Origin of the sequence: Streptomyces tremellae (genome assembly GCF_039540215.1) — a bacterium.
Classification (GTDB): Bacteria; Actinomycetota; Actinomycetes; order Streptomycetales; family Streptomycetaceae; genus Streptomyces; species Streptomyces tremellae.
On sequence record NZ_BAABEP010000020.1, the window covers coordinates 54388 to 74919 of the forward strand.

Here is a 20532-nt window from a genome sequence, read left to right on the forward strand (position 1 = left end):
ATGGCATGCCACGGTCCGAGACGGCTCCGGCCCGGGGCGGCGGCCCCCTCTCCCGCGAGGCGGTGTTCTCCACCTATCTGCCCGCGTTCGTGCTCTCGCTCGGCACGGGCATCGCGGTGCCCGCGGTGCCGACGCTCGCCAAGTCCTTTCATGTCGGCTTCGGTTCCGCGAGCGGCGTGGTCACCGCCTTCGTCCTCGGCAACCTCGCGGGCACCGTGCCCTCCGGCTGGCTCATCGACCGCTTCGGGCGGCGGGCCGTCCTGCTCGGCGGTCCCGTGCTCACCGCGCTGATGGCGTTCGCCGTGGTGTTCACCCACTCGTTCCCCGTCCTGCTCGCGCTGCGGTTCTTCGACGGCGTGGCCGCGCAGATGTGGCTGATGGCCCGCCTTGCCGCCATCTCGCACGGCGCGGCGGCCAACCGCCGCGGCCGCGAGGTCAGCTGGCTGTTCGGGATGAACAACTCGGGCAAGCTGGCGGGCCCCCTGGTCGGCGGCTTCCTCGCGAGCGGCGGCGGTCCGCGCGCCCCGTTCGTCGTCTACGGCGTGCTGGCGCTCGCCGCCCTCGTCCCGGCGTACCTCTTCGCCGAGGACACCCCGCGCCGCGAACGGACCCCGGCGGCACGGCAGTCCGGCGGGCGGCGCGAGGGCGGGCGGCTCGCGGCGCTGCGCCGGATCGTGCTGCCCCGGCTCGTGTACTTCGGGGTCGCCCTGTTCGCGGGGCTCACCCGCGGGCCCGTGCAGGCCGACCTGCTCCACCTGTACGCGGCGTTCGCCTACCGTCTCGGACCTGCCCAGATCGGCTACCTGTCGACGGCGGCCGCCGCCATCACCCTGCCCATCGGCTTCGTCAGCGGCTGGCTGATGGACCGCTACGGCCGCAAGCGCACCATGGTCCCCGGCTTCACCGGGGTCGCACTCGCCATGGGCGCGCTCGCCGCGTCCGCCTTCTTCCACCTGTCGCTGCTCTGGTACGTGGTCCTCTTCCTGGCCGGGGTGGCGGCGCAGGCGCTGACCGGCGGGTCCATCCAGACGGTCGGCGCGGACGTGGCGCCCGCTGAGGGCCGCGGGATGTTCCTCGGCCTGTGGCGCTTCACCGGGCAGGGCGGCCAGACGCTGAGCCCGGTTCTCTTCGCCCTGCTGGCCGCCCAGGCCGGCTACACCTCGTCGTTCCTCTTCACCGCGGCCTCGGCGGCGGTGGTGGCGTTCCTGCTGATCCGCTACGTGCCGGAGACCCGCGCCGGCACCCCGCCGGGCCCCGCGCCCGCCACTCCCCCGGCGGGCGCGCGCGGCACGGCGGCCGGGGCGGAGTGACGCCGGGTCAGCACGTCTGCTCCGTGGGCCGCACGAGCATCTCGTTGAGGGCGACATGGCGGGGCCTCGTCACCATGAAGACGACCGCGGCGGCGACGTCCTCGGGCTGCAGCAGGCCGTAGCCGGTGGGGCGGGTCGCGTCCGGGGCGTGGGGGCGGCCGGCCGTGGTCAGCTCCGTGACGACGATGCCGGGCTCCACCACGCCCACCCGGACGTGCCGCTCGGCGAGTTCCTGCCGCAGCGCCTCGGAGAAGGCGCCGACGGCGTGCTTGGTGGCCGCGTACACGTTGCTGTCGGGCCCCGGCACCCGGCGGCCGGCGAGGGAGCTGACCGTCACCAGGTCGGCGACGCCGCGCGGCGCGGCGTCCGCGGCACGCGCCAGGTGGGGCAGCGCCGCGTGGGTGGCGTTCAGTACGCCGCCGACGTTGACGTCGACCGTGGCGTGCCAGTCGTCCAGTTCGGCGCCGAGCGCGGGCCCCCAGGTTCCGCTGCCCGCGTTGTTGACGAGAATGTCGATGCCGTTGCTGTCGCCGCCGCGCCCGGCCGCCGCGTCGACCGCGGCGCGCACCGCGTCCGGGTCGGTGACGTCGGCCTCGTACACCTCGGCGCGACCGCCGTCGCGCGCGTTGATCGCCTCGGCGAGGCCGTTGAGCCGGTCACGGCGCCTGGCCAGCAGGGCGACCGACGCGCCCTCGGCGGCGAGCGCCTCCGCGACGGCGGCGCCGATGCCGCTCGACGCGCCCGTGACGACGGCCGTGGTGTCCTTCAGCACGCTCGGGTCCCCTCTTTCGCTACGGGTCGGGCGGCGCGCGCCCGCCGACCGGGACGCTCCTGCCGCCAGGACCGGCTGCCACCGGGGCGCGGGGCGCAAACCCCCGGCCGGCGGGGCCGCGTGCGGGAGCGGGTCCGGACACGCGGGAGGCGGGCGCGCGGCCCGCTCCCTACACTGCAAGAAGTGGAGCAGAGTCCGGTTAACCCGGCGACCGTTCCGCGCCCCAGGCCCCGCGCACCAGGAGGAACAGGATGCCCCGCCCACTTCGCGCCGACGCGCAGGCGAACCACGAGCGACTGCTGGAGGTGGCCGCGCGCGCGTTCGCCCAGGACGGCGCCGACACGTCACTGAAGGCGATCGCCGCGGAGGCGGGGGTGGGCATCGGGACCCTGTACCGCAGGTTCCCGACCCGGGACGACCTCATCGAGGCCACGTACCGCAGCGAGACGGCCCGGCTCTGCGCGTCGGCGCCGCGGCTGCTCGCGGAGCACGGGCCGATGGCCGCGCTGCGCCTGTGGATGGAGGCGTTCGTGGACTACATGCTCACCAAGCGGGGCATGGCGGACGCCCTGCCGTCGATCCTCGCGGCCCGCGAGGGGCTGCGCCTGCAGAGCCGCGCGGCCCTGGGCGAGGCGGTCACGGCGCTCATCGACGCCGGGGCCGCGGCCGGTCGGCTGCGCCGGGACGCCGTCCCCCACGACGTCCTGATGGCGCTCGGCGGCATCACCCTCATCAGCGGCCACGAGGACCGGCGCGACCTCGCGTCCCGGCTGATCGCCCTGCTGCTCGACGGCCTGACCCCCGCCGCCGCGGCGGCCTCGCAGGCACCCGGGGCACCCGACGCGCCCGACATGGCGGGTACAGGAGGCACGGCGGGCGCGCCCGGCACGGCCGCCGGGACCGCCGGGACCGCCGGGACAACGGAAAACGGAGTGGGCTCCGATTCGTGGTAACGTAATCGGAGTCGGCTCCGCTAATCGGGCGGGGCGACCTCGATCGAGAAGAAGGGCGCAGCCATGAGCGAGGCACTGGACGGAACCGTCGCGCTGGTCACCGGCGCGAGCAGCGGCATCGGCGCCGCCACCGCGCGGCGGCTGGCCCGCGAGGGGGCCTCGGTGGCCCTCGTCGCCCGCAGGGGTGACCGCCTCGCCGAGGTGGCACGCGCCGTCGAGGCCGAGGGCGGCACGGCGAGCGCGATCGTCGCCGACATCACCACCAGGGCAGGGGCCACCGACGCGGTCGACCGGGCGGTGGCCGCGTTCGGCCGCCTCGACACGGTCGTCAACAACGCAGGGGCCATGCTGGTCGGGCCGTTCGCGGACGCGCCGGAGGGCGAGTGGGAGCGGATGGTCGACATCAACGTCCTCGGCCTGCTGTACGTGACGAAGGCGGCGCTGCCGCACCTGATCGAGGCGGCGGGACGGGAGCCGAGGCGCACCGCGGACGTGGTGAACATCAGCTCGTCAGCGGGGCGGGTCGCCCGTCCGGGCACGGCGGTCTACAACCTCACGAAGTTCGGCGTGAACGGCTTCACGGAGGCACTCCGCCAGGAGATGCAGCCGCTGCGCGTACGCGTCAGCGTGGTCGAGCCGGGCAACGTCGACACCGAACTCACCTCGCACACCCGTGAGGAGCTGCGCGCGGGCGTCGAGGCGCAGACCGGCTCGATCGAGCGCCTCAAGCCCGCGGACATCGCCGACGCCGTCGCGTACGTGGTGACGAGCGCGCGGCGCGTCGCCGTGAACGAGGTCTTCGTCCGCGCGGCGGACCAGAGCTGGTAGGCGAGCCGCGCACGGCATCACCCGCCCCCACCCTGCGGCCGTACCCGCCCGGCGGCCCACACCGCGCCGGGAGCGGCCCGGGGCGGCCCCGGAGCCGCGTCCCGCGGAGCACACCGCGCCGGGGCGCACCGCGCCTCCCGCAAGACCACCCCGCGAGCGCACCGCATCCGATCCGCGAAGAAGTGCACCCTGTGCCGCACAGCCACCCGGTGTTGGAGCCCGGCACCAGGACCTGGGTGTGGTGCGCGACCAAGCCGGCCAAGGACGCCGGAGGCCGGCGGCAGATCAACCCCGGCGGACACCCGACGATGTGGCCGGTCTTCTGGCCGGGGGACACGGACTTCTCCCACCCTGCCAACACCCGCCAGCGTCGGAGGACCTGGCGGAAGCGGGCCCCCATCGCCGCGCAGGTCGCCGCGTCCGCCCGCGCCGCCCGCCTCCCGTACGCAGTCGAGCCGTGCCCCGTCCCGGGGCCCGAGACCCGCCCTCGGGGCCCCCGGACCTCGGGTCTCCCGGCCCCGTGCGGCGCGGGCAGGGGTGTGCCGCGGGCGGGTGGGCGGCGTTATGGGGGGTATGTCTGGCCGGTTTTCGGGAACGCGTAGGCGTGCCCGCCGCCCGTGGGGCGGCCGGCGCGCGTACTGCACGCACGACGGATGGGACGGCCATGAGCAACGGTTTCTCGGGTCCGGGGGCGTACGGTCCTGACCCGTTCGGAGATTTCCTCTCACGCTTCCTCGGGGGCGGCGCCCCGCGGGGGCCGCAGCCCGTCGACATCAGCAGGCTGATGAGCGAGCCCGCGCGCCGGCTGGTGGCGGAGGCCGCGACGTACGCGGCCGAGCACGGAAGCAGCGACCTCGACACGGAGCACCTGCTGCGGGCCGCCCTCGGCACGCAGCCCACCCGGGGCCTGCTGGAGCGCTCCGGGGTGGACCCCGACCGGATCGCCGACGAGATCGACCGGCGGGTGGGGCCCTCGGAGACCGGCGAGGACGACCTGCCCGAGAGGCTCGCGGTGACACCGGCCGTCAAGCGGGCCCTGCTGGACGCCAGGGAGCTCGCGCGGACCCGCGGCGCCGGGTACATCGGCCCCGAGCACGTCCTGGCCGCCCTCGCGGGCAACCCGGACTCCACCGCGGGGCACATCCTGCACTCGTCGCGCTTCGCGCCCGGCCAGGTGCCGCCGGGGGCGGGCGTGCCCGCAGGGCCGGGCGGCGGTCCTGAACAGCACCAGGGCAGGCCGGCGGGCGAGGGGAGCACCCCCACGCTCGACCGGTACGGCCGCGACCTGACCGCGCTCGCCGTGGAGGGCCGCGTCGACCCCGTGATCGGCCGGGACCAGGAGATCGAGCAGACCGTCGAGATCCTCTCCCGCCGCGGCAAGAACAACCCGGTCCTCATCGGCGAGGCGGGCGTCGGCAAGACCGCGATCGTGGAGGGCCTGGCCCAGCGCATCGCCGACGACGACGTACCGGACATCCTCGCGGGCCGCCGCGTGGTCGCCCTCGACCTCACCGGCGTCGTCGCGGGCACCCGCTACCGCGGCGACTTCGAGGAGCGCCTCAACGCCATCGTCGCGGAGGTCCGCGACCACTCCGACGAGCTGATCGTCTTCATCGACGAGCTGCACACCGTTGTCGGCGCAGGAGGCGCGGGCGGCGGCGGGGAGGGCGGCTCCATGGACGCGGGCAACATCCTCAAGCCGGCGCTGGCGCGCGGCGAGCTGCACGTCATCGGCGCGACCACGCTGGACGAGTACCGGCGCTCCATCGAGAAGGACGCCGCGCTCGCCCGCCGCTTCCAGCCGGTGCTGGTCCCGGAGCCGACGGCGGCGGACGCGGTGCAGATCCTGCGCGGGCTGCGCGACCCGTACGAGGCGCACCACCAGGTCAGGTACACGGACGAGGCGCTGCTCGCGGCCGTCGAGCTCTCCGACCGCTACCTCACCGACCGCTACCTGCCGGACAAGGCCATCGACCTGATGGACCAGGCCGGGGCCCGGGTCAGGCTGCGCAGCCGTACGAAGGGCACCGACGTGCGCGCGATGGAGCGCGAGAGGGAGCAGCTGACCCGGGACAAGGACCAGGCCGTAGCCGCCGAGCAGTACGAGCGCGCGATGGAGCTGCGGGACCGCATCGGCGAGCTGGGCGAGCGGATCGCCGCCAGGTCGGGGGACGGGGACCCGGCGGGCGGCGAGAGCCATGTCGTCGAGGTCACCGCGGAGGACATCGCGGACATCGTGTCCCGGCAGACCGGCATTCCGGTGAGCACACTCACCGAGGAGGAGAAGGACCGCCTGCTGGGCCTCGAAGCCCATCTGCACGAGCGGGTGATCGGGCAGGACGAGGCGGTGCGGGTCGTCGCGGACGCGGTGCTGCGCTCCCGCGCGGGCCTGGCCGCCCCGGACCGCCCGACCGGCAGCTTCCTCTTCCTCGGTCCGACCGGCGTCGGCAAGACGGAGCTGGCGCGGGCGCTCGCGGAGGCGCTGTTCGGCGGCGACGAGCGGATGGTGCGGCTCGACATGAGCGAGTACCAGGAGCAGCACACCGTGAGCCGCCTCGTGGGCTCCCCGCCCGGGTACGTCGGCCACGACGAGGCGGGCCAGCTGACCGAGGCGGTGCGCCGCCACCCGTACTCGCTGCTGCTGTTCGACGAGATCGAGAAGGCGCACCCCGACGTGTTCAACACCCTGCTCCAGGTGCTCGACGACGGGCGCCTGACGGACGCGCAGGGGCGCACGGTCGACTTCTCCAACACCGTGGTGGTGATGACGAGCAACCTGGGCTCCGAGCGGATCTCCGGCCGCAGCACCCCGCTCGGCTTCGGCGCGGGGGACGTCGAGGCGGAGGAGCAGGCGCGGCGCGAGCGGATGCTGCGGCCGCTGCGCGAGCACTTCAGGCCGGAGTTCCTCAACCGCATCGACGAGATCGTCGTCTTCCGGCCGCTCTCCGACGAACAGCTGCGGCGCATCACGGACCTGCTGCTTGAGGAGACCCGAAGGCGCCTGCACGCGCAGGACATCACGATCGAGTTCACGCCCGAGGCCGTCGACTGGCTGGCCAGGCGCGGCCACGAGCCGCAGTACGGCGCGCGCCCGCTGCGCCGCACCATCCAGCGCGAGGTGGACACCCCGCTGTCACGGCTGCTGCTCGACGGCACCGTCCCGCGCGGCAGCCGGGTCCTCGCCACGGTCGCGGGCGACGCCCTCTCCTTCGAGGAGGCGCCGAGCCCTGCGACGGCCCGCTGAGCCGCCCGCCGGGCACCGCCCTCAGAACGGGTCCGGCCGGCCGGGGCCGGTGGTGTGCGGTGTGTCCCGGGGCGGTCATGTCGCCGTTCCCCGTCCTTCGTTCCCTGCTTCCCGTTTCCCGTTCCTCGTGACCCGTTCCTCTCCTCTTCCAGCGGGGTCTCCGCGAGGGGGCGGGCCGCGCGCCGGTCAGGTACCGGCGGGCGCCCGCTCCGGTCCTTCAGCGGAGCGCAGCACCGCCGTCAGCAGGGCGGCGGTGCCACGGGGCGCGGCGGGGACGCGGAAGGTGCCGTCGAGTACGGCGGTGCCCGCGGTGAACCCCCAGACCCCGGCGGCGCGCAGCGCGGCGACCCGCTCCTCGCGGTCGACGCTGCCCGCGGCGAGCACGGGCACGTCGACGGCGGCGACGACCCGGGCCGCGAGGCGTGCGGCGTCCCCGTCGAAGCGGTGGGCGAGCAGGTCGAGCCCGTGCACCCCGGGGACGGCGGCCAGGTCGCGCGCGCTCGCCACGATGTCGGCGGCCGGGCCCCGCAGGACGCTGGGGTGGCCCTCGACCCGGCCGGGGAACGGCCAGTACTCGACGCCGGTGCCGGCCAGCAGGCCCGCGGCCCGTACGGCACGGGTGCCGCCGAGCACGGCGTCCACACCGAGGCCCGGCGCCGCCTCGACGCCGCGCAGCTCGGCGGCGGCGTCCTCGCTGACGACCTCCAGGTAGGCGCGGGCGCCGAGTTCGCGGATGCGCCGGGCGAGCACGCGCAGCTCGGCGAAGGGCAGCCCGATGTCCTTGAAGCCGATGTGGCGCAGGCCGACACGGGCGACGGCGTCCAGCACGGCGTGCGCGTCCTGCACGGTCCTGTCGCCGCGGGTGAGCATGAAGACGAACTCGGTCACGACCGCCCCCCGCGGTCGCCGAGGAGGGCGAGCGCGCTGCCCAGGGCGTAGAGCAGACTGCCCGGGTCCGCGCGGCCGGTGCCCGCGAGGTCGAAGGCCGTGCCGTGGTCGACGCTGGTGCGCACGAACGGCAGCCCGAGGGTGGCGTTGACGCCTGCCTCGATGCCGAGGAGCTTGACGGGGATGAGCCCCTGGTCGTGGTACTGGGCGACCACGACGTCGAACTCCCCGCGCCTGGCCCGCATGAAGACCGTGTCGGGCGGGTGGGGCCCGGAGGCGTCGATGCCGGCGCGGCGCGCCGCCTCGACGGCGGGCAGCACGGCCCGGGTCTCCTCGTCGCCGAACAGGCCGCCCTCCCCCGCGTGCGGGTTGACGCCCGCCACGGCGACGCGAGGCCGCTCGACACCGGCGGCGCGCAGCTGGGCGTGGGCGAGTTCGACGGTGTCGAGCACCCGCTCCGCGGTGATCCGGGTGAGCGCCTCGGCCAGCGGCAGGTGCGTGGTGACGAGCACGGTGCGCAGCTCGTCCGTGGCGAGCATCATGGCGTGGCGCGGGGCCCCGGTGAGCGCGGCGAGGGCCGAGGTGTGGTCGGGGTGGGGAACGCCCGCCGCGTGCCAGGCCTCCTTGTGGACGGGCGCGGTGACGACGGCGTCGAGCCGCCCGTCGAGCGCGAGGCGCACCGCCCTCTCCACGTATCCGTACGAGGCGCCTCCGGCCTCAGCGCTGACCCGGCCGTAGGGCAGGCCCGCGGTGCTCGCGCCGGTCTGCACGACCCGCAGGGCGCCCGGCGCCCGTGCGGGCGTGCCGGGGGACGGCACCGCCTCGACGGGCACATCGTCGAGCCCGAGCAGCGCGGCGGCCTGCCGCAGCCGGTCGGCGTCGCCCACGACGACGGTGTCCGCGGCGCGCCACCGCTCGTGGGCTGCGGCGCGCACGGTGATCTCGGGACCGATGCCGCAGGGGTCCCCCATGGTCACGGCGATGCGGGGCAGGGGTGTCACGGGGCCCTCCCGGTGAGTGCGGCGACCGCGGCGACCAGGCTCGACGGGTCGCCGAAGCCGCCTGCCTTGGTGATGACGCGGCGGGCGCAGGGGCCCGCCAGGGTGCCGATCGGGATGCCGGGCGCGATACTGCCCGCGACGCGGACGGCGGGCGCGCCGAGGGCGAGCGCGACCGCGCGCGCCGTGTCCCCGCCGCAGAGCACGAGCCCGAGGTCGGGCAGGGCGCGGGCGCAGGCGGCGCCCGCGTCGGCGAGGGCGCGCAGGTGCCGCACGCCGCCGGTGTCCGAGCCTCCGGGCTCCCCGGTCCCTGCGGGCTCAGGGGTGACGAGGGCGACCGTGTCGTGCTCGCGGAGCAGCCGCCGCACGGCCCGTGCGGCACCGCCGCCCTCCCCGGCCGCGCCGGCCGTGCCGTGCCTGGCTGTCTCCACGACCGGTACGCCGTGCGCGCGCAGCCGGGCGACCTGCCGGCGGGTGACGGGGTGGAGGCTGCCGACGAGGACGAGCGCGCGGCCCGGTTCCCCGGGTACCGCGGCGTGTCCCGGCGCCGCCGGTATGAGCGCCTCCCACAGGCCGGGGCTCCCGCACACCACGGCGCGGTCGAGCACCTCGCGGACCGCGTCGGCCACCTCGGCCAGGTCCCCGTCCGACGCCGCGTCCACCACCAGGGCGCGCGGCGGGCCCGCGGCGGCGGGGCCGAGGGCCGCGGCGCGCGCCCCTGGCAGCCCGCCGGGCGCGAGGCCGTGCGCGGCGCGGCCCGCCGCCGCGAGCAGCGCCGCCACGGACGGGTCCCGCACCGGCCGCACGGGGTCGCGCCCGGCGGGCCCCTCGTGCACGGGCACGCCGTCCGCGTACTGGCGGCCGTCCAGGGTGTGCCTGCCGTACGCCGGGTAGGCGGGCGCGACCACGGCGACCCGGCGGTCGCAGGCCCGCAGCACGGCCGCGAGCTCCGCGGGCCAGTTGCCCCGCAGGGAGCTGTCCATCGTCTTGTAGACACCGAGCCGCCCGCCGCCCGCGAGGCGCCGGGCAGCCCGCCCGTGCAGGGCCGCGGCCTCGGCGGGCGCGAGGGCCCGGGTGTCGAGGTCCAGGCACGGCCACGCGCCGGTGTCGGGAGGCGGTGGGGCGTCCGCGTCGAGGACCACGGACGCGGGGCGGCCGCTGTCGGCGAGCCGGCCCGCCGCCTCGGCGGCGCTGGTGAGGTCGTCCGCCAGCACGGCGAACGGCACACCGCCAGGCGCCGCGTCCCGCTGATCCGTCATGCCTCTCCCCTTCCGCCGGCCGGGCGCCGGACGCGTCTGTGCCCACGCGGCCGAGGCCGTGCGGTCCGCACCGTACGCGGCCTGTGCGCGGGCCGTGCGCCGGCCCTGCCGCGCGTTCCGCGCACCCGGCGGCGCGTGCCCGCAGGCCTCTCAGTCTGGTCGGGCGGGGGTAGCCTGCGACAGGGCCACTCGTCGCGGCATGCGGCACACCACTCACCCGGAGGACCCGTGGAACCCGAGACGGAAGGCGCCCCGCTGGCGGGTCGCTCCGACCACCGGGCGCCCCGCCCCAGCGGCCAGGCGCGCCGGGGCCGCGCCCGCGTCGAGCAGGGCCTCGAACCGCTCGCGGCCGCGGGTGTGCCGCTCCCCGTCCCCGCGCGGCCCGGCGAGACCCTGTCGGACACCCTGGTGGGCCTGCTGGCCACGGCGATCGGCAACGGCAGGCTCGCACCCGGCGTCCGCCTTCCGTCCACCAGGGCGCTGGCCGCGGCCGCGGGGGTCTCCCGCAACTCCGTCCTCGCCGCCTACGCCGTACTCACCGAGCGCGGCCTGGTCGACGGCCGCCACGGCAGCGGGAGTTACGTACGCGCCGACGAACGGCGGGCGCACGCGCGCCCGGTGCCCGCCGGCGCGCCCTGGCTCGAACGGCTCGCGCCCGTGCCGCGCGGCACGGGCGGCGGCGAGCCGGCCCTCGACCTGCGGCTGCGCACCCGGCCCGCGGCCGTCCTGCCCGCCGCGCCCTGGCGCCGCGCCTGGCAGACCGCGGCCCACCGGCGGCTCGCGGCCGGGTACGGGGACCCGGCGGGCGAGCGCAGGCTGCGCGCCGCGCTCACCGACTACCTGATGTCCTGCCGCGGTGTGGCCGCCTCGCCCGCCGACACCGTCGTGACGGGCGGGGCGGCCGAGGCGCTCGGCCTGCTGCTCGGCGCGGTGGTGCGGGCGGGCGACCGGGTCGCCGCGGAGGAGCCGGGCTACCCGCCGTTCCTGCGCATGGCGCGCGACCGCGGCGCCGCGGTCCTGCCGGTACCGGTGGACGGCGAGGGGCTCCGCGTCGACCTCGTACGGCGGCTGAGGCCGGCGCCGAACGTCCTGCTGCTCACGCCCGCCCACCAGTTCCCCACGGCCGTGCCGCTCTCCGCCGCGCGCCGCCGTGAACTCCTCGCGTGGGCACGGCAGAAGGGCGTCCTGCTCATCGAGGACGACTACGGGGGCGAGTTCGACACGACCGGGCTGCCGCCGCTCGCGGCCCTGGACCGCCACGGCTGCGTCGCGTACGTCGGCACCCTGTCCCGGCTGCTCGCGCCGTCCCTGCGCGTCGGCTGCCTGGTGGCGCCCCGGCCGCTGGCCACCGCGGTGGCGGGGCTGCGCGGCGCCACCGACTCGTACCTCAATCTGCCGGTGCAGCAGGCCGTCGCCGAGCTGCTGGCGACAGGCGAGGCCACCCGGCAGCTGCGCAGGGCGCGCAGGGCCGTGGCCGCCCGGCGTGCGGCGCTGCGCGCGGCGGCCCGGCCGGGGCTGCTGCGGGGGCTCGACAGCGGCCTGCACGTGCTGCTCCCCACACCGGACGCCGCGACGGAGGCCGCGTACGCGGACGACCTGCGCGGGCAGGGGCTGATCGCCGACCGGCTCGGCGCGTACTGGCACGGGCGGCCGACCTCCCACGGCCTGCTCCTCGACCACGCGGGCGTCTCCCCCGCAGAACTGGCCCGCGTGGCCGAGGTGCTGAACCGGCTGCCGCCCCGCGCATGACGCGCGGCCCCGCCGGTTCGGCGCGGGTCAGGCCGGGCCCGCGGCCCGCGCGTTCGCGGCGTTGGCCGTGTCGGCGAAGGCGCGCACCGACGCTCTCGGGTCCCCCGAACGCACCAGCGCCTCGCCGACGAGCACCACGTCGGCGCCCCAACTCCGGTACTCCGCCACGTCGTCGGGGCCCGCGACCCCGGACTCCGCCACCCGCACCCGGTCGGCGGGCACGAGCGGGGCGAGCTCGCGGAAGACGGTCCGGTCGACGGTGAGGGTCGTGAGGTCGCGCGCGTTGACGCCGAGCACCTGCGCGCCGGTGGCGACGGCCCGCTCCACCTCGCCCGCGGTGTGCGACTCGACCAGCGGCGTCATACCCAACTCGCCGCACAGCGCGATGAGTTCCTTGAGCAGCACATCGTCGAGCGACACCACCATCAGCAGCACCAGGTCGGCACCGTGCGCGCGGGCCTCCCACACCTGGTAGGGATCGACGACGAAGTCCTTGCGCAGCACCGGCGCACCGACCCGCGCGCGTACCGCGTCCAGGTCGGCGAGCGACCCGCCGAACCTGCGCTGCTCGGTCAGCACACTGATCGCGGCGGCGCCGCCCGTCGCGTACTGCTCGGCGAGCGCGGCCGGGTCGGGGATGTCGGCGAGGTCGCCCTTGCTCGGGCTCCTGCGCTTGACCTCGGCGATGACCGACACGCCGGGCGCGCGGAAGCCGGGCAGCGGGTCGAGCGCCGGCGGGACGTCCGCCACACGGGCGCGCAGCTCCGCCAGGGGGGTGCGCCGCCTGCGTTCCTCAAGGTCCTCGCGCACTCCCGCGAGGATGCCGTCCAGCACGCTCATTCTCGTTCCTCCACTCCTCGGCACTTCACTGCCTGTCCGCACTGCCCCCATTCTCCGCCCGCGCGGTGCGGTGTGCGGGCGGCGGGGTGGCCGCGCGGGGTCGTGTCGAACGGGCACGCGGAGCGCGCCGGGCGCCCGCCCTCCGCCACCCTCACCCCGGCCGCGGCGCCGGCCACAGGTCCACTTCGCGGCGCGGGCGGGGAGCCACTCACCGCGCCCGCTGTCCCGCCACCACCCGCACGGTCGCGGAGACCGCCGGCCGGACCGCCGACTTCCCCGTGAACGCGGGGCCGCGCCCGTCCGTGGAGCAGGTGAGGACTCCGACCGCGCCTCCGGGCGCCCCATGGAAGGTGGCACCACCCATGGCACACGTCATCGTCGCCGCTTCGCCCATCTACGGGCACTTCACACCGATGCGGGCCGTAGCGGCCGACCTCGTACGGCGCGGCCACCGGGTCACGGTGACCACCGGATCCGTGTTCCGGGAGGCGGCCGAGGCGACGGGCGCCAGGTTCGTCCCGCTGCGGGGCGGCGCCGACTTCGACGGAGGCGCGCTGCCCGAGCTGTTCCCCGAGATGGCCGACATCCCGCCGGGCCCCGAGGCGCTCGGCTTCGGCCTGCGCCACCTGTTCGTCGACCCGATGCCCGACCAGCACGCCACCCTTCAGGCCCTGATCGCCGAGGCCGGGGGCGAGCCGGTGGCCGTGGTCCACGAGACCGGGTTCACGGGCGCGTGGCCCGTGCTGCACGGCGCGCCCGGTGTGCGCCCCGCGGCCGTCATAGGCGTCGGCGTGGTGCCGCTGACGATCAGCAGTGAGGACACCGCGCCGTTCGGCCTCGGGCTGCCGCCGGACTCCTCTCCCGAGGGCAGGGAGCGCAACCGCGCGGCCAACAAGGCAGTGCGGGAGCAGGTGTTCGGCTCCACGCAGGAGCACACCGTCGAGGTGCTGCGGTCGACGGGCGCCACCGACACGCCGCCGTTCCTGCTCGACGGCATGGCCCGGGTGCCCGACCGGTTCCTGCAGCTGTCCATCGCGTCTGTCGACTACCCGCGCGGCGACCTGCCCGACTCGGTGCGCTACGTCGGCGCGCTGCCGAGCGGCGCGCGCGAGCAGGGCCCGCTGCCGGGCTGGTGGGACGAGGTGAAGCGGGCGAAGCGGGTGGTCGTGGTGTCCCAGGGCACGGCCGCCAACACCGACTTCACGGAGCTGGTGCAGCCGGCCCTCGACGCGCTCGCGGACCTCGACGCACTGGTGGTCGCGACCCTCGGCCGCACGGCCGAGCTGGACCGGGTGCCGGCCAACGCGCGGGTCGCCGAGTTCATCCCGTACGACCTGCTGCTGCCGCACACCGACGTGCTGGTCAGCAACGGCGGCTACGGCGGCGTCCAGCAGGCCCTCGGCCACGGGGTCCCGATGGTGCTCGCGGGGCTCACCGAGGACAAGACGGAGGTCACCGCGCGGATCGCGTGGACCGGCGCGGCGGTGAACCTCGCCACCCAGCGCCCGGAGCCCGCCGATGTCAGGAGGGCCGTCGAGACGGTGCTCGCCGACCCGTCCTACCGCGGCTCCGCCACCGCGCTGGCCGCCGAGTACGAGGACCACGACCCGTTCGAGGCGATCGAGCGGACCGTCACGGAACTGTTGTCCGCCCAAGCGGCACAGCAGCACTGACCCGGCACCGGCGGCGCGCCCGGCGGGGCGCGCCGCGAGGACACCGGACACGGGCCGGTGCCGAGCCCGGAGGCGGTGCCGCTCAGGAGTTGTCGGCCACCACGTGGACGAGGTTGCCGGCCTGCGCGACGATGGCGAGGCGCCAGGCGTCGAAGGTCGCGTCGCTCACGTCGAAGGGCCGCTCGAAGCGCTGCATGTCCGGCGTGTGGATGTGACCTGCCGGGATCTTCAGGCCCATGCGGTCCCTCAGCAGCGTGTTGCGGTAACCGCTTTCGTTGGAAAGGTAGTTGCCACCGCCGCCGCTGTACGAGCACGAGCCGGAGTCCGGCGGGACCGGGGCGGTCGCCGGCGGGTACTGGGTCGGCGGCGGGCTGTTGCGCGTCACCAGCGCGGTCGACGAGCAGTCGGGGAACTCGGTGTAGTCGGTGTGCCACACCACACCGAACGCGACGGACGGGTCGGGCCACTCGTCGCCCGGCGGGCGCGGGACCGAGGCCCCGGTGTCCGCCTTGATCATCTGCCCGACCGGCAGGGTCGTGGTGGTCCACTGCGGCGGGTTGGTGAGAATGAACTCCTTGGGCCCGCCCCAGCGTTGGACGACCGCGGTGTCGCAGTCGTGATGGTCGGCCGCGAGCTGCGGGGCGCCGTTCAGCGTCGGGCAGGGCTGGCTGTGGTCGTTGCCCGGCGAGACCCCGTGGTACCGGCCGTTCCACTGCTCCAGGTCGAACACCGAGCCGCTCGCCTGGCTCACCGTGATGGACGCGTCGACCCGGCGGGGGCCGGGGCGCATCAGCGGCCCGACCGTGTCCTCCAGGTAACCCGCCTCGAACTCGGTGTAGTTGACGGGCAGTGTGTACGCCTGGAGGTAGGCGGTCCTGCCGTCGGCCGTTCGGTAGGAGGTCCCGTCGAGGGCGAGCGCGGTGGCGCCTGACGGGTTGCCGTGCCGGATGTTGTTGCCGGCCGTCCCGGCCGCGCTCCCCGTCGTGCCGCCGTCCAGCGTGTACGGGTCGAAGCCGCTCATGACGACGCGCTTGACGCCCTTGCCCGCGGGAAAGCCGATGTCGGTCATCCCGCGCGACGCCCGGTCGAAGGCCGTGATGAGCGCGGTCCGCTGCGCCGCGGACAGGGCGAAGCCCGGCGTCCAGCGGCGCAGCGTCGCCGTGGACTGGAGCCGTGTCCAGTAGAGCGGCCGGTCGTCGCTGTAGGGGAGGCTGCCCCTGACCTGCCCGCGCCGCTGCGCCCGGTCGACCGCCGCACGCCAGAGGTCCCGGCCCTCGCGCTCCACCAGCGTCCGCGCCCCGGACAGGTTCCGCGTGCGGCACAGGGCCCGCGTCAACGCCGGCCCGTACGCCTGGAATCCGCCGCCCTCGATCATCTGCCGGGAGAACGGCTCCGCCCCGGCCTCCGCCGCGTCACCGTCCTCGGGCAGCACCCAGCTGAGCCTGCTCTCCTCCACGGAGAGCGGTGCCTGGGACGCGGCGCAGCCCGCCGCTCCCCGGGCGGCGGCCGGCCCTGCCGCCCACAGCGGAGTCAGCGCCGACACCGCCGCGAGCAGCGCCGCGGCGGCCTTGGCCTTGAAAGGGAACACGGGGCGTACCGCCTCACTCCCGGTGACGTGACCGCGCCAATCTTTGGCCCACCCGCCCCACCCGTCAAGAACGCCTCCTTCCGTCCCGCTGTCCCGCCGCGTCCCCGTCCGCGGGCCGCAGGCGGGCAGCGAGGTGGACGAGGTGCGACCGGGGGCCGGGGCGAGCGGCCAGTCCTGGTCGGCGAGCCGGGACCCGCAACACCCGCCGGGCGGCGCAGAGGCGCCCCCGCGCCCGCTCGGCAAGGGGGTGGATGGCAGGACTGGAGGACGTGCCCCTCACTGCAGGTCGGTGACACCTGGAGATGGGTGGTTCACCTTTCCCATCATCCTCACCGGCTTCCTCACCGGCTTCCCCTGCATTGACGGAATCGCACAGGATGCGGCCAAGGAGACTCGCAACGGTCACGAGAGGCCGACGGCAGCCGATGAGCGTCGAGGCGCTGCCGGCCCGATACCAGGTCTCCTGACGGTCGCCGGCACGTAGCCAACCGCCGCGTCCGGCTCCTGCCGGACGGTCGGGACGCCTGAGTCCCGGCGCCTCGGAGCGGCATACGGCTGCACACACACGAAGACCCCGGCCTCAGCGTCTCCGCTGGTGACGGGGTCTTGGGCACCTCATACAAGGTGCCCCCGGCAGGATTCGAACCTGCGCACACGGCTCCGGAGGCCGTTGCTCTATCCCCTGAGCTACGGGGGCGCTGCCGCCCCTCGGGGCGACGACAGGAACCTTACCAGCTTCCGGGGGGTCGTCGTGAACAGGCATTTCGAGGTCAGGCGGACGTGCGGCCCGAGCGCTTCTTCCGGGGGCTCTTGCGGGCGGGCGGGCGGTCCTTGAGGTGGGTGACGTCGGCGTCCTGGTCGCCGGAGGCCTCCTGGGAGCCGGAGGCCTCCCGGGCGGCGCGGACGCTGTTCTCCAGCGCGGCCATGAGGTCGATGACCTTGCCGCCGTCGTCGCCGGAGCGTGCCGGGGCCGGCGGGGCCGTGCCCTCCGCCTTGGCGGTGACGAGGTCCTCGACGGCCTCGCGGTAGTCGTCGTGGAGGGAGTCGAGGTCGATGGGGCCGAGGGTGTTCATCAGGGCGTCGGCCAGGTCGAGTTCGGCGTCGCGCACCGTCACGCCCTTCCCCGGGGCGACGGCGTCGGCGGCGCGGATGTCCTCGGGCCACAGGAGGCCGTGCATGGCGATCACGTCGTCGACGACGCGCAGCATGCCGAGCCGCTCCCGGCCGCGGAGCGCGAACTTGGCGACGGCGGCCTTCTCGCTCCGCTTCAGGGCCTCGCGCAGCAGGGTGTACGGCTTGGCGGCGGGGGTGCCGTTGGCCTGGAGGTAGTACGCCGTCTCCATCTGGAGCGGGTCGATGGCGTCGGCCGCGACGAACGCGACGATCTCGATCGTCTTCGTCGTCGGCAGCGGCAGTGCGGCGAGGTCCTCGTCGGTGATGGGTACGAGGTTGCCGTCGGCGTCCTCGTACGCCTTGCCGATCTCCGCGGTCGTGACCTCCTCGTCGTCCAGCTCGCACACCTTGCGGTAGCGGATGCGGCCGCCGTCCTCGCGGTGGATCTGGCGGAAGGAGACCGCGTGGTTCTCGGTCGCGTTCATCAGCTTGATCGGGATGCTGACCAGTCCGAAGGAGATGGTGCCGTTCCATATCGAGCGCACAGTTCACCCCTTTCGATGGGGCATGACCGTCACACGGCTTTCGCGTGGGAACATCATGTTATGACGCCTATCACCGAGGTGGAGGGGCGGCGGCTCACGCTCAGCAACCTGGACAAGGTGCTGTACCCCGCCAGCGGCACCACCAAGGGCGAGCTGCTGCACCACTACGCCCGTACCGCGGCGCCCCTCCTCGCCCATCTCGCGGGGCGGCCGGTGTCCTTCCTGCGCTATCCGGACGGCGCGGAGGGCGAGGCGTTCTTCACGAAGAATCCGCCGCCGGGTACGCCGGACTGGGTGAGCGTGGTCGACGTGCCCAGGTCGGCGCGGCGGGGCGGGGACCGGGGGCGGCAGGTCGTCGTGGACGGTCTTGCGGCGCTGATGTGGGCGGCAAACCTGGTGGTGGAGTTCCACACGCCGCAGTGGCCCGCGGGGTCTCCGGCCGTCGCCGACCGGCTGGTCTTCGACCTGGACCCGGGCGATCCCGCCACGGTCGTGGACTGCGCCCGGGTCGCGCTCTGGCTGCGGGGGCGCCTCGCGGCTGACGGGCTCGACGCGTACGCCAAGACCTCGGGCGCGAAGGGGCTGCACCTGCTGGTGGCGGTCGCGCCGACGCCTTCCGCCGAGGTCTCCGCGTACGCGAAGCGGCTCGCGCAGGAGGCTGAAGCGGCGCTGCCCGAGCTGGTCGTCCATCGGATGCGGCGCGATCTGCGACCGGGGAAGGTGTTCGTGGACCACAGCCAGAACAGTGCCGCGAAGACCACCGCGACGCCCTACACGGTGCGCGCGCGCCCCGAGCCGACGGTGTCGGCGCCGGTCACCTGGGACGAGGTCACCGCATGCGCGGAGGGCCGCGCTCCGCTGCGCTTCCTGGCCTCGGACATGCCGGATCGGCTCGACGCGTACGGGGATCTGATGGCGCCGCTGTTCGAGAACGGCGGACGGGTGCCGCCCGGCTAGGGTCTTGCGTCCGGCTCAGGGCGGATCCGGGAGCGGGGTCCGGTGCCCGGGGTGCCCCCGGCCGGAGGCTGGGGGAGGATCGCACGGCGGAGGAGGGAGTGGCGGAGCCCTGGCGACCGACGACAACGCCACGAGACGCGGGGCCGGGGCGCGCGAGCCCGGCGTGATCCACACGAGGGGCCCCAGAGCGCACCGCCCGCCACCGGGCCCGCGAGCAGCCGCGCCGCGCAGCGCGCACTCACGCCCGCGCCCAGGTCCCCCTGTCGCGCGCCGCCGCGTACACCGCCTCCACATCGGCCGGTTTCAGTACGCCTCCGAGCCGGGCGAGCGCGCCCAGGGTGTCGTCCGTGAAGACCCGTACGTCGAGGGCGTCAGCGGCCGGCGGCAGCGCCTCGACGCCGGACGCGCCAGGCACCGCCAGCGCGGGCGCGACCGCCGTGGCGAGGGCGAGCGAGGCGCGCTCCGCGGCCCGCCGCGCCCAGCGCAGGTGGGGCGCGGGCCGGTCGCGGCCGACGCGGACCATCGGGTCGGCGATCCGCACGCGCCGCCTGCGGCCCGGCAGCGTCCGTACTGCCAGCACGCCCGCGGGCCCGATCGCCAGGTGGTCGATGGTGGCGGCGCCCGGCAGCGGCACGGCGTGCAGCACCCGCCAGCCCGCGCCCTCCAGCGCGTCCAGCGCCTCGCCGACCAGGCGCTGCGCCGCCAGGGCGTCCCGGCGTGCGTCGCGGTGCAGCAGGCGTACGGGCGCGGACGCGGGGTCGGCGTCGAGGGCGGCGTACAGCGCCTCACCCGGGCGGTTCGGCGCGAGGTCGTCGTCGGGGTGGAGGGAGAGCCGGTCGAGCTCGGCGGGCGTCGGTACGGGCGGCGGCCCGACGGTCACCTCGCCCGCGACATAGGGCGCGAGCGCGGCCAGCACGTCGTCCTCGCGGTCGGCCCTGACCAGGCTGATCCTGTTGGCCTCCCGGTCGAACCAGGCGACGCCGGTGCCGTCGGGAAGCGTGACGTAGAGCCGTTCGCGGCCTTGGTGCCGCGCCGGCGTGACGCGGAGACGTGCCATCGCGCACCACCCCCCGACCATGGGACCAGCAGCCGGGGCACCCGTGCAACCAGAAGGGTGAAGCCGCCGGACGGCCGGGGGCTTCACCGGCCAGTCTCCCGGGCCCTCGGCGGCCCGTCCACCCACCGTGCGCGCTGCGTGATGTTTTGCGGACTCTCCGTACCGAAACTAGGGTGAATCGGGCGAGCCGGTCGCGGATTCCCCCGGCTCCCCACCCCTCAGGTCACCAGGAGTAACAATGCCCCTGCGTTCCCTCGGCCTCCGCGCCACCACCCTCGCCGCCGCCACGCTCGCCGCCGCGGCCCTCGCCGCCGTCCCCGCGGTCGCCGACCAGCCGCCCGCCGACCCCGCGACCCAGAGTCAGCAGGCCGACCAGGCCCAGCAGGCGCCTCAGAACCAGCCGGACCAGCAGAATCAGCCGAACCAGCAGACCCAGCAGCACAACCAGCCCGCCCAGCAGCAGGGCCGACCGCAGGCCCAGGCGCCCGCCGCACCGAAGCCCGGCGCCAAGCCCCCGCAGGGCCAGTACAAGGGGCGCGTCGTCGCCAGGGGCGGCCTCTATCTCCGCGACAAGCCCACCCGCGGCAGCCGCGTCGTCGGCCTCGCCAAGTACGGCTCCGTCGTGCACATCTTCTGCAAGACCCGCGGCGACAACGTCGGCGGCAACAACCGCTGGTACCTCCTGACGGACGGCACCTGGGCCTGGGGCTCGGCGCGGTACATCGACAACATCGGGGCCGTGCCGCGCTGGTGCTGAC

General features: G+C 75.7%; 15 protein-coding genes, 1 tRNA gene and 1 pseudogene. 8 read left to right on the forward strand and 9 right to left on the reverse strand.

What is annotated here, in order from left to right; all coding sequences use genetic code 11:
• Positions 1 to 5: 5 nt before the first annotated feature.
• Positions 6 to 1310 carry an MFS transporter gene (locus ABEA77_RS16250; RefSeq protein WP_345647356.1) on the forward strand — a complete coding sequence of 435 codons (1305 nt, stop codon included), beginning with the start codon at positions 6 to 8 and terminating at the stop codon, positions 1308 to 1310.
• A 7-nt stretch (positions 1311 to 1317) separates the two neighbouring features.
• Here ABEA77_RS16250 and ABEA77_RS16255 read toward each other — a convergent pair whose 3' ends face one another.
• Complete coding sequence (locus ABEA77_RS16255) at positions 1318 to 2082, reverse strand: SDR family oxidoreductase (protein WP_345647359.1); 765 nt, start codon at positions 2080 to 2082, stop codon at positions 1318 to 1320.
• A gap of 251 nt (positions 2083 to 2333) precedes the next feature.
• On the opposite strand from ABEA77_RS16255, the gene ABEA77_RS16260 reads away from it, so the two are divergent.
• From ABEA77_RS16260 to ABEA77_RS16270, 3 genes are all read left to right on the forward strand, one after another.
• On the forward strand, positions 2334 to 3035 hold the full coding sequence (locus ABEA77_RS16260) for a TetR/AcrR family transcriptional regulator (RefSeq protein ID WP_345647362.1): 702 nt from the start codon (positions 2334 to 2336) through the stop codon (positions 3033 to 3035).
• Between the two features lie 63 nt (positions 3036 to 3098).
• Positions 3099 to 3863 carry an SDR family NAD(P)-dependent oxidoreductase gene (locus tag ABEA77_RS16265; protein WP_345647365.1) on the forward strand — a complete coding sequence of 255 codons (765 nt, stop codon included), beginning with the start codon at positions 3099 to 3101 and terminating at the stop codon, positions 3861 to 3863.
• A 664-nt stretch (positions 3864 to 4527) separates the two neighbouring features.
• The gene (locus ABEA77_RS16270; protein WP_345647368.1) at positions 4528 to 7107 is read left to right on the forward strand and encodes an ATP-dependent Clp protease ATP-binding subunit; all 2580 of its coding nucleotides are present in this window, start codon (positions 4528 to 4530) and stop codon (positions 7105 to 7107) included.
• Between the two features lie 186 nt (positions 7108 to 7293).
• On the opposite strand, the gene ABEA77_RS16275 is transcribed toward ABEA77_RS16270, so the two are convergent.
• From ABEA77_RS16275 to ABEA77_RS16285, 3 genes are read right to left on the reverse strand one after another with little or no spacing between them, the layout of a single operon-like run.
• Positions 7294 to 7995 carry a serine/threonine-protein kinase gene (locus ABEA77_RS16275; RefSeq protein WP_345647371.1) on the reverse strand — a complete coding sequence of 234 codons (702 nt, stop codon included), beginning with the start codon at positions 7993 to 7995 and terminating at the stop codon, positions 7294 to 7296.
• On the reverse strand, positions 7992 to 8996 hold the full coding sequence (gene pdxA / locus ABEA77_RS16280) for a 4-hydroxythreonine-4-phosphate dehydrogenase PdxA (RefSeq protein ID WP_345647374.1): 1005 nt from the start codon (positions 8994 to 8996) through the stop codon (positions 7992 to 7994). The genes ABEA77_RS16275 and pdxA overlap by 4 nt, the downstream gene beginning before the upstream one ends.
• On the reverse strand, positions 8993 to 10252 hold the full coding sequence (locus ABEA77_RS16285) for a four-carbon acid sugar kinase family protein (RefSeq protein WP_345647377.1): 1260 nt from the start codon (positions 10250 to 10252) through the stop codon (positions 8993 to 8995). The genes pdxA and ABEA77_RS16285 overlap by 4 nt, the downstream gene beginning before the upstream one ends.
• 228 nt (positions 10253 to 10480) lie before the next feature.
• Here ABEA77_RS16285 and pdxR point away from each other — a divergent pair, with 228 nt between their 5' ends.
• Positions 10481 to 12001: a MocR-like pyridoxine biosynthesis transcription factor PdxR gene (gene pdxR, locus ABEA77_RS16290; protein WP_345647380.1), complete on the forward strand. Its 1521-nt coding sequence runs from the start codon at positions 10481 to 10483 to the stop codon at positions 11999 to 12001.
• A gap of 27 nt (positions 12002 to 12028) precedes the next feature.
• On the opposite strand, the gene trpC is transcribed toward pdxR, so the two are convergent.
• Positions 12029 to 12841, reverse strand: coding sequence for an indole-3-glycerol phosphate synthase TrpC (gene trpC / locus ABEA77_RS16295; protein ID WP_345647383.1), 813 nt, complete (start codon positions 12839 to 12841; stop codon positions 12029 to 12031).
• 362 nt (positions 12842 to 13203) lie between these two features.
• Between trpC and ABEA77_RS16300 the strand changes: the two genes are divergently transcribed.
• Positions 13204 to 14514 carry a nucleotide disphospho-sugar-binding domain-containing protein gene (locus tag ABEA77_RS16300; RefSeq protein ID WP_345647385.1) on the forward strand — a complete coding sequence of 437 codons (1311 nt, stop codon included), beginning with the start codon at positions 13204 to 13206 and terminating at the stop codon, positions 14512 to 14514.
• A gap of 82 nt (positions 14515 to 14596) precedes the next feature.
• Here ABEA77_RS16300 and ABEA77_RS16305 read toward each other — a convergent pair whose 3' ends face one another.
• The 3 genes and pseudogenes from ABEA77_RS16305 to ku all read right to left on the reverse strand — a co-directional run.
• Entirely contained in the window at positions 14597 to 16102 is a 1506-nt protein-coding gene (locus ABEA77_RS16305) for a hypothetical protein (protein ID WP_345647388.1), read from the reverse strand.
• Between the two features lie 625 nt (positions 16103 to 16727).
• Positions 16728 to 16799, reverse strand: a tRNA-Arg gene (locus ABEA77_RS16310).
• Between the two features lie 79 nt (positions 16800 to 16878).
• Positions 16879 to 17760, reverse strand: a pseudogene (gene ku / locus ABEA77_RS16315) (non-homologous end joining protein Ku); the annotation flags it as partial.
• Positions 17761 to 17820: 60 nt separating this feature from the next.
• Between ku and ligD the strand changes: the two are divergent.
• Positions 17821 to 18717, forward strand: a complete 897-nt coding sequence (ligD, locus tag ABEA77_RS16320) for a non-homologous end-joining DNA ligase (protein ID WP_345647394.1) — start codon at positions 17821 to 17823, stop codon at positions 18715 to 18717.
• Between the two features lie 238 nt (positions 18718 to 18955).
• On the opposite strand, the gene ABEA77_RS16325 is transcribed toward ligD, so the two are convergent.
• Positions 18956 to 19774, reverse strand: a complete 819-nt coding sequence (locus ABEA77_RS16325) for a nuclease-related domain-containing protein (RefSeq protein WP_345647397.1) — start codon at positions 19772 to 19774, stop codon at positions 18956 to 18958.
• Positions 19775 to 20012: 238 nt separating this feature from the next.
• Here ABEA77_RS16325 and ABEA77_RS16330 point away from each other — a divergent pair, with 238 nt between their 5' ends.
• Positions 20013 to 20531 (forward strand): SH3 domain-containing protein, encoded by a 519-nt coding sequence (locus tag ABEA77_RS16330; RefSeq protein WP_345647400.1) that lies wholly within the window; start codon positions 20013 to 20015, stop codon positions 20529 to 20531.
• The last annotated feature ends 1 nt before the right edge of the window (position 20532 follow it).